The sequence below is a fragment of the Pseudomonas sp. Pseusp16 genome, from assembly GCF_047324915.1.
Lineage (GTDB): Bacteria > Pseudomonadota > Gammaproteobacteria > Pseudomonadales > Pseudomonadaceae > Aquipseudomonas > Aquipseudomonas fluorescens_CD.
The window spans coordinates 5,561,304-5,573,883 of sequence record NZ_CP168522.1; the positions used below are offsets into that span (position 1 = coordinate 5,561,304).

Below are 12,580 nucleotides of genomic sequence, written 5' to 3' on the forward strand. Positions count from 1 at the left end.
GCCGGGCAATCCGCCCGCTAAGGATTTTCTAGCATGCCGCGATTGCATCGAGCTTTTGCCTTGATTGGATTGCTGTTGCTGGTTCAGGGAGCGGCGGCAGAAAAACTGCGGCTGGTCGCTGATGCCTGGCCCCCCTTTACCGATTCCACGCTCGTCAACGGTGGTCTGGCCACGGACATTGTCAGTACCGCGCTCGCCAGGGCCGGCTATGCCAGTGAGTTCGAACAGGTGCCCTGGGCACGGGCCTTGATGGGATTGGGCGAGGGCCGATACGACGTGCTGGTAAACGCCTGGTACAACGACGAGCGTACAAGACTCGGCCAGTTTTCCGGCAAGTACCTGCTCAATCGCGTACGCTTTCTCAAGCGCAAAGACGTGTCCATCGAGTTCAACAACCTGCAGCAATTGCACACCTATCCGATTGCCATCGTGCGCGGTTACGCCTATTCGCCCGAGTTCGACAAGGACGACTCATTGCAGAAAGTCCCGGTGCACAGCTTCGCCATGGCAGTGCGCATGGTCGCGGCCGACCGGGTCAAACTGACGCTGGAAGATGAGTACGTTGCCCGCTACTACCTGGCCCGCGAGTCACCCAAGGTACGCAACGCCGTGGAGTTCCTGCCCAAGGCTTTGAGCGAGAACAGCCTGCACATTCTGGTCAGCCTGAAGAATCCGCAGCATGAGCAGATCGTCGCCGGTTTCGACCGCGAGATCGCGGCCATGAAGGCGGACGGGAGTTATGAAAAGTTGATGAAACAGCACGGGATGTAAGTGAGTTGATCCGGATTCTGTGTTGTTGCTGGTGGCCTCTTCGCGAGCAAGCCCGCTCCCACACCAGATTTCGTCGTTCACATAACCAATGTGGGAGCGGGCTTGCCCGCGAAGGGGCCCGCCCAGACACCACAAGTCTCAATCTTCGCTGGTGTCCTTGATCAGATGCGCCGCCAATGTCCGCAACGGTCCGAGCTGACGGCAAATCAGTGCCAGTTGCGTCTGCACCAGCCGCTGGCCTTCATCGATTTCATCAGGCATCTGTTCCAGTTCATTGGCCAGTGCTTCCTCTTCATCGCTCTGAATCGCGATCGAAGACTTGCTCGCCAGCCCTTGGGCGATCTCGTCGATGCTGGCGGCCAGTTTCACCCCGGCGCCCTCGATCAAGTGCTCATGCACGCCCGCCGGAAGTTGGGTTTCACGGTGCGCGCCCAGGCCCGACAGGTAACTGAGTAGCGTGTGCGACAGCACCAGGAAGCGAAAGCCCACATCCGCCTCCTTTCGGAAATGCCCGGGCTCCATCAGCATGTTGGCCAGTGTGGTCGACAGCGCCGCGTCGGCGTTGTGCGCGTTGCGGCGGGCCAGGCGGTAGGCCAGGTCGTCGCTTTTGCCCGCCGCGTATTGCTGCATGATCTGGCGCAGGTAAATGCTGTTGCAGGCCAGGGTGTTGGCCAGCACTTTGTTCAGGCGCCGCCCCTGCCAGTCCGGCAGGAACAGAAACACCGCCAACCCGGCGATCAGGCTGCCGAGCAAGGTATCGAACAACCGTGGCAGGAACAGCCCGTAACCGTCACCCACCTGGTTGAAGCAGAACAGCACCATCAAGGTGATTGCTGCCGTCGCCAGGGTGTAGCGGGTGGTGCGGTTGGTAAAGAACACCACCCCGGCGGCAATGGCGAAACACGACTGGATCAGCGGGTTCGGGAACAGGTCGAACAGCGCCCAGGCCAGGGTCAGGCCGATGGCGGTGCCGATGATCCGTTGACCGAGTTTGCGGCGGGTGGCGCCGTAGTTCGGTTGGCAGACGAACAGCGTAGTGAGGATGATCCAGTAGCCTTGGGACGGGTGAATCAAATGCACCATGGCGTAGCCGATGCTCAGTGCCAGGGGCAATCGCAGGGCATGGCGGAACAGCAGCGAGGTCGGCGTCAGCTGCGTGCGCAAACGAAGCCAGACGTCCTTGAGGTTGCGCGGTGAACGGTCAAGCAGGCTGCTGTCGGTGGCGTCGGCCAGGGCGTCAGGGTTACTGGCATCGCTGAGCAAGCGGTCGAGGGTGCCGAGGTTGGCCGCCAGTGCCCGCAGTGAGCGCAGCAAGCCGCGCCAGGCCGGGTTGCTCTGGATGCGCAGGTGTTCGAGGGAGGCATCCAGGTCGCTCAGGGCTTCGGCGAAACCGGCGTCATAGGTGAACGGCTGGCGCATCTGGATCGATTCGGCCAGGGCCCGGCAGGCTTTGCCTTGCTGGCGCAACAGGCGCTGGCAGCGGAACATCACGTCACTGTGGAAGAAGGCCTCGGCCAGGGCGTTGTAAGGGTAGTGCGAAGAGCTGGCACGTTCGTGGATGTCTTGGGCGAGGAAGTACAGTTTCAGGTAGCGGCTGACTTTCGACCCAGGTCGACCGTTACCGACCCGGTGCAGGATGATCTCCTTGGCGGCATTCAGTGCCGCCACCACCCGGCCGTTCTGCTGGGCCAGTTCCAGGCGCCGCGCCTCCACGTCCATCTGCCGGACCGGCTCGAACAGCGAGGATTTCAACTTCAGGTAAAAGCCCAGTTCGCGGAACAACCGCGCCAGGCTCTGTTGTACCGGCTGATTGGAAAACAGCGCCTGCCACAACACCGAGAGCAGGCCGTACCAGGCAGCGCCGGCCACCAGCAGCACCGGCTCATGCCAGACATCGGTGACCGCACCGCCACGCTGGTCCACGCCGATCATGGTGTAGACCGACAGAATCAACGTCGCCGAGGCAATCGCGCCATAGCGCTCGCCGAGGGCGCCGAGCATGGTCAGGCAGAACGCGGCGAGGGCGAAGGCGATGATAAACAGTGAGGGATAGGGGAAGAGCAGTTCGACAGACAGGGCGGCAACGGCGAAACACACCAGCGTCACGGCCAGCGCGTTGAGACGGCCCTGCCAGCTGTCGTCGGTTTCGGCCAGGGCGCTGGCGATAATCCCCAGGAACAACGGGATCAGCAGGCCCATTTCGTCCTGATACCAACACAGCGCCATGGTGCCGGTCAGGGCAATGAATACCCGCACGCTGTAGCTGAACTTATCCAGCGCCCAAAGGCGGCGCAGAGACTGGCGGAATGAAGTCGATGACATGAAATGCGAAGGCCTTCCGAGGCAATGACGCTAAATTGAGCCACTAATGACGCCGACGCAATGGCGCCGATCACATCAGACAGCAAAATCTGTTCCTTTACCGAACAACATAAAACAAATGTGGGAGCGGCGGTGCGACGATTCGACTTGCTCGCGAAGAGGTCAGTACATTCAACATAGATGTTGACTGTCAGTCCGCTTTCGCGAGCAAGCCCGCTCCCACATGTTGTTATGTGTACGGTCAGACGTATTGCGCAGCCGCGTACCCTGACGCCCAGGCCCACTGAAAGTTGAACCCGCCCAGATGTCCGGTCACGTCGAGCACTTCGCCGATGAAATACAGCCCCGGGCTTTTCAGCGATTCCATGGTCTTGGACGACACTTCATTGGTATTGACGCCGCCCAGGGTCACCTCGGCGGTGCGATAGCCTTCGGTGCCCGCCGGCACGACTTTCCAACTCGCCAGTTTTTCCGCGACATCGGCCAGTTCGGCGTGGGTGTACTGCTTCATCGGTTTGGAGACAAACCAGTTGTCCGCCAGCAGGTTGGCCATCTTCTTGGTGAAAATTTCCCCGAGCAGGGTTTTCAACTCGCTGTTGGGGCGTTCGGCCTGTTGCTGTTGCAGCCACTCCGGCACGTCGTGATCCGGCAGCAGGTTGATCTCGACGGTATCGCCGGACTCCCAGAACGACGAAATCTGCAAAATCGCCGGGCCGCTGAGGCCGCGGTGGGTGAACAGGATGTTCTCGCGGAAGCTCTGGTCGTTGCAGCTCACCAGGCAATCCACCGACGTACCGGATAACTCTGTGCACAAAGCCTTGAGCTGGTCGGTGATGGTGAACGGCACCAGGCCTGCGCGGGTCGGCAGCAGCTCGTGGCCAAACTGCCTGGCCACCTGATAGCCGAAACCGGTGGCGCCCAGGGTCGGGATCGACAGACCACCAGTGGCGATCACTAGCGATTCGCAGGTAATCTGGCCCATTGTGGTGTCCAGCAGGTAGCCCTTCTCAAGCCTCTCGATGGTCTGGATCGAGGTGTCCAGGTGCAGGCTGACGCCGACCTGATCGCACTCGTTGAGGAGCATTTCGAGGATGTCGCTGGACTTGTTATCGCAGAACAACTGGCCGAGTTTTTTCTCGTGGTACGGCACGCCATGCTTGGCCACCATACCGATGAAATCCCATTGGGTGTAACGGGCCAGGGCGGATTTGCAGAAGTGCGCATTCTGCGAGAGGAAGTTGCCCGGCTCGGTGTACATGTTGGTGAAATTGCAGCGGCCACCGCCCGACATCAGGATTTTCTTGCCGGCCTTGTTGGCATGGTCAAGCAGCAACACCTCGCGCCCGCGCCCGGCGGCGGTCAGTGCACACATCAACCCTGCGGCGCCAGCGCCAATGATCACGACTTCGGTAGAGCGCAAAACGGTGTCCTCTAAATGTCTCACCACAAAACAGACCTGTAGGAGCGAGCATGCTCGCGATGGTCGTCAACGATAACGCTGGCTGTCTGATGCCCAGCGGTGTTTCATCGTCCATCGCGAGCATGCTCGCTCCTACAGGGGGGGGCGTGTTGTTACAGGATGCGCACGCGCAACGAACGGCCCTTGATCTTGCCGTCGTTCAGGCGCTGCAAGGCCTGCTTGGCGACGCCGCGCTCCACGGCCACGTAGGCCTGGAAGTCGAAAATCGCGATCTTGCCGACCTGGGCACCGGGGATGCCGGCGTCACCGGTCAGTGCGCCAAGAATGTCGCCCGGACGAACCTTGTCCTTACGGCCGGCAGCGATGCACAGGGTGCTCATCTGCGGCAGCAGCGGGCCGCCGCCCTTGGAGGTGAGGTTGTCCACCTGATCCCAGGTCAACGGCGTCTTCTGCAGTTGTTCAATGGCTTGTGCACGCTGCGCTTCGGACGGCGCGACCAGGCTGATGGCCAGGCCTTTCTCGCCGGCACGACCGGTACGGCCCACGCGGTGGATGTGGATTTCCGAATCACGGGCCAGCTCAACGTTGATCACCATGTCCAGCGAGTCGATGTCGAGGCCGCGGGCGGCGACGTCGGTGGCGACCAGTACCGAAGTACTGCGGTTGGCGAACATCGCCAGCACCTGGTCGCGGTCACGCTGTTCCAGATCGCCGTGCAGGCCAACGGCGGAAATGCCTTTGGCGGTCAGGTGATCGACGGTTTCCTGAACCTGTTGCTTGGTGAAGCAGAAGGCCACGCAGGACGCCGGGCGGAAGTGACCAAGCACCTTGGTCACCGCACTCATGCGGTCATCCGGGGAAATTTCGTAGAAGCGTTGCTCGATCTGCGTGTCGTCGTGGAACGCTTCGGCCTTGACCTGCTGCGGATTGCGCATGAACTTCGAGGCCAGCTGCTTGATGCCGACCGGGTAGGTGGCAGAGAACAGCAGGGTCTGGCGACGCTCCGGGGCCTGCATGATGATTTCTTCGATGGAGTCGTAGAAACCCATGTCGAGCATGCGGTCGGCTTCGTCGAGGATCAGCGTGTTGAGGCCGTGAAGCACCAGCGAACCCTTGCGCAGGTGCTGCTGGATGCGCCCCGGGGTGCCGACGATGATGTGCGCGCCGTGTTCCAGCGAAGCGATCTGCGGGCCGAGGGACACGCCGCCGCACAGGGTCAGGACCTTGATGTTGTCTTCGGCACGGGCCAGGCGACGGATTTCCTTGGCGACCTGGTCAGCCAGTTCGCGGGTCGGGCACAGGATCAGCGCCTGGCAACCGAAGTAGCGCGGATTGATCGGGTTCAGCAGGCCGATGCCGAACGCGGCGGTCTTGCCGCTGCCGGTCTTGGCCTGGGCGATCAGGTCCATCCCCTTGAGGATCACCGGCAAGCTTTGCGCCTGGATCGGCGTCATCTGGGCATAACCGAGGGAGTCCAGGTTAGCCAGCATGGCGGCGGACAGCGGCAAAGTATTAAATTCGGTGGCGATGGTGGTCACGGGACTGGCCTGCAAAACAAAATGTCGCGCAGTGTACCAGTCCGATGGCCATTCGCCCTAAGGCTCTATGTGTTCTTCCGGACGTTTGACTCGCCGTCCGTCATTCTTTGACAGTTGCGAGAAGATAGTCGCGGCCAGCATGGCCATGATTCCGACGGTCACAAATGTCAGCTGGAAGGCTCCCAGGACCGTGTCTACCCCGTCGTTGCCAATCTCCGCCGTAAAGCCACCGAGCAGCGCGCCCGCACACGCAACCCCCAGGCTCAGGGACAATTGCGCGACCACCGACAGCAGGCTGTTGCCGCTGCTGGCGCTGGCATCGTCGAGGTCGATCAGGGTCACGGTGTTCATCGCGGTGAACTGCAAGGAGTTGATCGCGCCAAGGATCGCCAGCAGGCACAGCAGCAGCCAGTACGGCGTCTGCTCGCTGACCAGGCCCATGCTCGCCAGCATGATGCCCAGCGCCAGGGTGTTGCCGGTGAGCACGATGCGATAACCCAGACGTTCGATCAACGGCCGCGCCACCCACTTGGCGATCATCGCCGCTGCCGCCAGCGGCAGCATGCTCATCCCGGCCTGGGACGGCGAGTAACCCAGCGCCACTTGCAGCAACAACGGCACCAGAAAGGGCAGGGCGCCGCTGCCGAGGCGGGCGAACAGGTTGCCGAGAATGCCCACGGCAAAGGTCCGGGTCTTGAACAGCGACGGTGCAAACAGCGGATTCTCGACATGCCCGGCGCGCAGCCAGTATGCGGCGAGACAAGCCATGCCGCCGAACAACAGCAACATCACCCGCAGGTGCGGCAGGTGCAATTCGCCCAGGCCTTCCATGGCGATGGTGATCAGAATCATCGCCGCGCCGAACAGCACGAAGCCCAGGCTATCGAAACGGGTGCGCTCGGAACCGCGCAGGTCCGGGATGAATTTCCACACGGCGTAGCAACCGACCAGCCCCACCGGCAGGTTGATCAGGAAGATCCAGTGCCAGGTCAGGTATTGCACCATCCAGCCGCCCATGGTCGGGCCGATCAGCGGGCCGAGCAGCCCGGGAATGGTGATGAAGCCCATGATCCGCACCAGCTCCGAGCGCGGGTAGGCACGCAGCACCACCAGCCGCCCGACCGGCAACATCAGCGCGCCACCCAGGCCCTGGATCACCCGCGCGCCGATCAGCAGGCTCAGGCTGCTCGACAGTGCGCAGAGCAACGAACCGAGACTGAACAGCAGGATTGCGCTGAAGAAGATCTTCTTGGTGCCAAAACGGTCGGCGATCCAGCCCGAAGCGGGAATCAGCAAGGCGACCGTGAGCATGTAGGCGATGATCACACCCTGCATGCGCAAGGGGTCTTCGGCCAGGTCGCGGGCCATGGCCGGCAGGGCGGTGTTGAGAATCGTCCCGTCGAGGGACTGCATGAAAAACGCGATGGCGACGACCCACGGCACCCAGCGGGCGGTGACGGCGTCGAGAGGCGGGCGGTTGGGCATGGGACCTCTTGTCCGTGTGAACTTTACACCGTTCCTGTGGGAGCGAACTTGCTCGCGATGAATGTGGAGACGGCGCATTTTTCCATGTAGCACGCGTCATCGTTCACGACCATCGCGAGCAAGCTCGCTCCTACAGGTGTATGCGTGTTTACAGCGTTAATGTCAGTCGGCTCACGAGTGCCCCCGGCAACAACGCCGACGCCGTCGCCCGCTGGCTATAGGTGCTCGCCGACAGCAACAACTCCCGCTCTGCGGTCAGCGCTTCGAGCTGCGAACCGAGCAGGCTGAAGGCGCTGTCATCAAAGCGCATGGTGCTGACCGGCGCCTGAATCTCGCCGTTCTCGACCCAGAACGTGGCAAAGCGGGTCATGCCGGTCAGGCGTGCGGCCGGTTGATCCGAGAAGTTCAGGTACCACAGGTTGCTGATGTACAACCCCGTGCCCAGTTGCTTGAGGATGTCGGTGTCAGGCAATAGCCCGGCTTTCATGTTCAGCGCGCTCGGCGATTCACCGCCGCTGGCGCCATTGGCGGTCAAACCGTATTCCGCCGCGCTGCGCGAGCTGACCAGTTGTGCCCCGGCCTTGCCACCGACGATCAACTCCAGATCACTGCGTGGATAACCTTCATCGGAAAACGCCGGGCTCAGCGAGCCGCTGACTTTTTCATCCAGCGAGACCAGCGGGCTGAAAGCGCTGTCGCCACCATAGAGCTTTTGCAGCGGGCTGCTTTTGCTGGCAATCGACTGTGCCGAGAAGCCACCCCAGCACAGCATGCCCATGATTTCTTCCAGCGCCGCCGGTGCCAGGTAAGCGCGGTACTGGCCGGGCGCCAAAGTGCGCAGTGGTCGGCCCAGAAACTCAAGCTGTTCGCGGGCTTGCCGGAAGCGTTTGGCAAAGCCTTCGCTGCTCCAGTCGTGCCCGGCGTAGCTGGCTTTCACGGCCTGGCCGTTCTCGTGGAACAGGCTGAAGTCGAAATTGAAACTGTTGGCCTGATGCCAGCCGAAGGCACCCGAAGAACTGGCAAAGCCCCGGCTGATCGGTCCGGCAGCGTAAAAACCGACAAGATCCAGTCCTTCGGCGGCCTGGGTAATCTGCGCGACCACCTGCTCGGTGTCCGGCAGTGGATGCGACTGCACGTTGTTGCTCTGCCAGCCATTGTGGTTGAGCAGCAGATAAGGATCCTGAGGCAGCAGCGGCAAGGTTTCCCGCAGCTGTTGCAGGCCTTCGGTCAAGCGTTGCAGATCGACCTGGGGATCGCCGGCCAGGGTGATGTGCAGGTCGGCATGCCGACCTTCGTTGATCAGCTTCAGGCCGATACTCGCCTGCTGCACCTGACCGGCCTGACGTACCTTGGCGTGATTGAAACGCACGAAGGCCGACGATTCGGCAGCATAGCTGAGGGTGAACTGCTCGGGTTCGCGAAGCGCTTCACGCAGGCTGTTGACCAGTGCCTTGAACGACGCGGACGAACTGTTTGAAGGATTCATCAGGCGTCTCCTCCGAATACATCAACGTTGCTGAATACGCAGGCCGGTGACGCGTGGCCGACGCGGATCACCTGGTTCGGTTCACCCTTGCCGCAGTTCGGTGTGCCGAGGACCCTGAAGGTACTGGCATCGCCGACGGCGCTGAGGCTTTTCCAGAACTGTGCGGAGATGCCCCTGTAATTGGGATTCTTCACCACACCCTTGAGTTCGCCGTTTTCAATCAGTTGGCCCCACTCACAGCCGAACTGGAATTTGTTGCGGGCATCGTCGATCGACCAGGAGCGGTTGGTCGACATCAGCACGCCGTGCTCGATGCCGCCGATCAGTTGTTCAATGGACTGGTCGCCCGGCTCGATGTTGAGGTTGGCCATGCGGTCGATCGGCGGACGGTTCCAGCCGCAGGCACGGCTGTTGGCGACGCCGTCCATGCCGGCACGGAATTGTGACAGTGCGCCGCCCAACGGGCGCAGCAACAAGCCTTCGCGGATCAGGAACTGTTTGCTGGCGGGCGTGCCGTCGTCGTCATGGCCGTAGCTGGCGAGCTCCTCGGGGATGTCCGGGTCGAAGGTCACGTTGAGCAGGCCGGAACCGTATTGCAGGCGGCCGAAATCTTCGGCTTTGACGAAACTGGTGCCGGCGTAATTGCGCTCGTCGCCGAGGATGCGGTCCAGCTCCAGCGGGTGACCGATGGATTCGTGGATTTGCAGCATCATCTGGTCGGGCATCAGCAGCAGGTCACGCTGGCCTTGCGGGGTGTTTGGCGCCAGCAGCAATTGCAGGGCCTGATCGGCCACCTGGATACCGGCACCGATCAGCCCGCAGCGGCTGATGACGTCCGCCGCGCCTTGCTGACCGAAGTTCTCGCGACCCAGGCTGCGGGTCTGGCTGTCGTTGCCGTCGTAGGCCGTGACATCCAGGCCGGGGTACACAAAGCGTTGGGCCTGACGCAGTTCGGCACCGGCGCTGTTGAGGTAAATCTGTTCGACGTGGGTGATGCCGAGGCTGACCTGCCAGTTCACCAGGCGCTCGTCCTTGGGCACGGCGGCGGATTCGGCACCGAGTAACGTGTAGCAGTCGCTCAGGGACGGGAAGGCCTGGTCGAGGTTGGGCGAATAGTAATCGGCGCGGTCGCTGGAAACAGCTTGCTCGCGCAGGTCCAGCAAGGCGTGGGGCTTGAGCCGACGGGCCTGGAGTTCGGCGCGTTCGAGGGCGGCTTGCAGGCCTTGTTGCGACAAATCACTGGTCGCCGCATAGGCCTCGACGCCATTGACTCGCACGGTCAGCATCGCCCCTTCGTCACGGCTCAGGCTTGGCGGTTCGGCGACGTTCTTGCGCACCGACAGGTACTGCCCGGATTCGCGCACATAACGCAGGGAAAAGAATTCAGCACCCGTGCGCAAGGCGGCGAAGCGCTGCTTGAGCTGGGGGTAGAAATCGAACATTCGTGAACCTCCTGGGTATGGAGTGGCGGCGCAGCGGTGTTGCGAGGGGGAAGAGGTGAAACGTTTGCGTGGCGCTAGATTAGGCCTGCAAGGGGGGAGGATCAAGGGTGGAGCGGTGTAGAGAGGGATTACCGGGAAGAGGGTGTTGTCTGGTCGGCCCCCTTCGCGAGCAAGCCCGCTCCCACATTTGATTCCGGTTGTTCACAAGATCTGTGTCCACTGGAGATCAAATGTGGGAGCGGGCTTGCTCGCGAAGGCAGCACCGCGGTGTAACTGTCTTACTGTGCAGTAGCGTTCACTTCCCGCACCGGCTTGCCCTTCACCGGCGCTCCAGCCGCCACATAGTAAGTGGCTGTGCTGCGCGGCAACGGCTTGCGGCCACGGATCTTGTCGGCGATTTTCTCGGCCATCATGATCGTCGGGGCGTTGAGGTTGCCGGTGGTGATGATCGGCATGATCGAGGCATCGACCACACGCAGGCCCTGCATGCCATGCACGCGACCTTCGCCATCGACCACGGCCATTTCGTCGGTGCCCATCTTGCACGAGCAGGACGGGTGGAACGCGGTTTCGGCGTGTTCGCGGATGAACTTGTCCAGTTGCTCATCGGTTTGCACTTCGATGCCCGGGCTGATCTCGCGACCACGGAAGGCGTCCAGTGCAGGTTGCTGCATGATTTCACGGGTCAGGCGGATGCCGTCGCGGAATTCCTGCCAGTCCTGCTCGGTGGCCATGTAGTTGAACAGGATGCTCGGGTGCTGGCGCGGGTCCTTGGACTTGACCTGGATGCGACCACGGCTTGGCGAACGCATGGAGCCCATGTGCGCCTGGAAGCCGTGCTCTTTCACACCGTTGCTGCCGTTGTAGTTAATCGCCACCGGCAGGAAGTGGTACTGGATGTTCGGCCATTCGAATTCCGGGCGGGTGCGGATGAATCCGCCGGCTTCGAACTGGTTGCTGGCACCGATGCCGGTGCCGTTGAACAGCCACTCGGCACCGATGGCCGGCTGGTTGTGCAAGAGCAGCGACGGGTACAGCGAGACCGGTTGGGTGCAAGCGTATTGCAGGTACAACTCAAGGTGGTCCTGCAGGTTTTCACCCACGCCCGGCAGGTCGTGGACCACCGGAATGTCGAGGCTTTGCAGCAGTTTCGCCGGGCCGACGCCGGAGCGTTGCAGGATCTGCGGCGAAGCGATGGCGCCGGAGCACAGCAGCACTTCCTTGCGAGCCTTGACCTCAACACGCTCTTCAGCCGCGCCGACCAGGTAACGCACGCCGACCGCACGCTTGCCTTCGAACAGGATCTTGTCGGTCAGGGCGTGGGTGACGATGGTCAGGGTCGAACGCTTTTTAGCAGTGTCCAGGTAGCCGCGAGCGGTGCTGGAGCGACGGCCTTTAGGCGTCACGGTGCGGTCCATCGGGCCGAAGCCTTCCTGCTGGTAGCCGTTCAAGTCTTCGGTGCGCGGGTAACCGGCCTGCACGCCTGCTTCAACCATGGCGTGGAACAGCGGGTTGTTGCCGGCTTTCGGCGTGGTCACGCTGACCGGGCCTTCGCCGCCGTGGTAGTCGTTCGGGCCGATGTCGCGGGTTTCCGCTTTTCTGAAATAGGGCAGGCAGTCCAGGTACGACCAGTCCTCGAGACCTGGCAATTTTGCCCAGCCGTCGTAGTCCATGGCGTTGCCACGGATGTAGCACATGCCGTTGATCAGCGAGGAACCGCCGAGGCCCTTGCCGCGACCGCACTCCATCCGGCGACCGTCCATGTGTGGTTCCGGATCGGTTTCGTAGGCCCAGTTGTAGCGACGGCCTTGCAGCGGAAACGCCAGGGCGGCCGGCATTTGTGTGCGGAAGTCCAAACGGTAGTCCGGGCCGCCCGCTTCGAGCAGCAGGACGGTGACGCCTGCGTCTTCGGTCAGGCGGGTCGCCAGGGTGTTACCGGCGGAACCGGCACCGATGATGATGTAGTCGAATTCTTGGGACATTGAATGCACCCTCTTTGAAGTTGGTCAGGTCAGGCCATGGCGAGTGCTGCGCACTCGATTCGCGAGCAAGCCCGCTCCCACATTGGAACGCGTAGTCCTGTGGGAGCGGGCTTGCCCGCGAAGTGGCCTTCGCA

At 62.0% G+C, this 12,580-nt stretch carries 8 protein-coding genes; 1 reads left to right on the plus strand and 7 read right to left on the minus strand.

Features of this window, described 5'->3' with window-relative positions:
- Positions 1–33 precede the first annotated feature (33 nt).
- Positions 34–771, plus strand: coding sequence for a substrate-binding periplasmic protein (locus ACEN8Q_RS25235; protein ID WP_413703896.1), 738 nt, complete (start codon positions 34–36; stop codon positions 769–771).
- A 138-nt stretch (positions 772–909) separates the two neighbouring features.
- Here ACEN8Q_RS25235 and yccS read toward each other — a convergent pair whose 3' ends face one another.
- The 7 genes from yccS to betA all read right to left on the minus strand — a co-directional run bounded on the left by yccS (position 910) and on the right by betA (position 12,446).
- Entirely contained in the window at positions 910–3,093 is a 2,184-nt protein-coding gene (yccS, locus tag ACEN8Q_RS25240) for a YccS family putative transporter (RefSeq protein ID WP_413426393.1), read from the minus strand.
- 241 nt (positions 3,094–3,334) lie between these two features.
- Positions 3,335–4,513 carry an NAD(P)/FAD-dependent oxidoreductase gene (locus ACEN8Q_RS25245; RefSeq protein WP_413426395.1) on the minus strand — a complete coding sequence of 393 codons (1,179 nt, stop codon included), beginning with the start codon at positions 4,511–4,513 and terminating at the stop codon, positions 3,335–3,337.
- A gap of 152 nt (positions 4,514–4,665) precedes the next feature.
- Positions 4,666–6,003: an ATP-dependent RNA helicase DbpA gene (dbpA, locus tag ACEN8Q_RS25250; RefSeq protein ID WP_230853210.1), complete on the minus strand. Its 1,338-nt coding sequence runs from the start codon at positions 6,001–6,003 to the stop codon at positions 4,666–4,668.
- A 105-nt stretch (positions 6,004–6,108) separates the two neighbouring features.
- The gene (gene mdtD, locus ACEN8Q_RS25255; RefSeq protein WP_413426397.1) at positions 6,109–7,536 is read right to left on the minus strand and encodes a multidrug transporter subunit MdtD; all 1,428 of its coding nucleotides are present in this window, start codon (positions 7,534–7,536) and stop codon (positions 6,109–6,111) included.
- Between the two features lie 148 nt (positions 7,537–7,684).
- Positions 7,685–9,022 carry a TldD/PmbA family protein gene (locus ACEN8Q_RS25260; protein ID WP_413426399.1) on the minus strand — a complete coding sequence of 446 codons (1,338 nt, stop codon included), beginning with the start codon at positions 9,020–9,022 and terminating at the stop codon, positions 7,685–7,687.
- Positions 9,022–10,464 (minus strand): TldD/PmbA family protein, encoded by a 1,443-nt coding sequence (locus ACEN8Q_RS25265; RefSeq protein ID WP_413426401.1) that lies wholly within the window; start codon positions 10,462–10,464, stop codon positions 9,022–9,024. The genes ACEN8Q_RS25260 and ACEN8Q_RS25265 overlap by 1 nt, the downstream gene beginning before the upstream one ends.
- Before the next feature lie 278 nt (positions 10,465–10,742).
- A complete protein-coding gene (gene betA, locus ACEN8Q_RS25270; RefSeq protein ID WP_413703897.1) occupies positions 10,743–12,446 on the minus strand; it encodes a choline dehydrogenase in 1,704 nt (567 codons plus the stop codon).
- Positions 12,447–12,580: the final 134 nt, after the last annotated feature.

Coding starts and splice junctions, on each gene's coding strand:
- ACEN8Q_RS25235 (WP_413703896.1), top strand. CDS start 34: ATGCCGCGATTGCATCGAGCTTTTGCCTTGATTGGATTGCTGTTGCTG.
- yccS (WP_413426393.1), bottom strand. CDS start 3,093: ATGTCATCGACTTCATTCCGCCAGTCTCTGCGCCGCCTTTGGGCGCTG.
- dbpA (WP_230853210.1), bottom strand. CDS start 6,003: ATGCTGGCTAACCTGGACTCCCTCGGTTATGCCCAGATGACGCCGATC.
- mdtD (WP_413426397.1), bottom strand. CDS start 7,536: ATGCCCAACCGCCCGCCTCTCGACGCCGTCACCGCCCGCTGGGTGCCG.
- ACEN8Q_RS25260 (WP_413426399.1), bottom strand. CDS start 9,022: ATGAATCCTTCAAACAGTTCGTCCGCGTCGTTCAAGGCACTGGTCAAC.
- ACEN8Q_RS25265 (WP_413426401.1), bottom strand. CDS start 10,464: ATGTTCGATTTCTACCCCCAGCTCAAGCAGCGCTTCGCCGCCTTGCGC.
- betA (WP_413703897.1), bottom strand. CDS start 12,446: ATGTCCCAAGAATTCGACTACATCATCATCGGTGCCGGTTCCGCCGGT.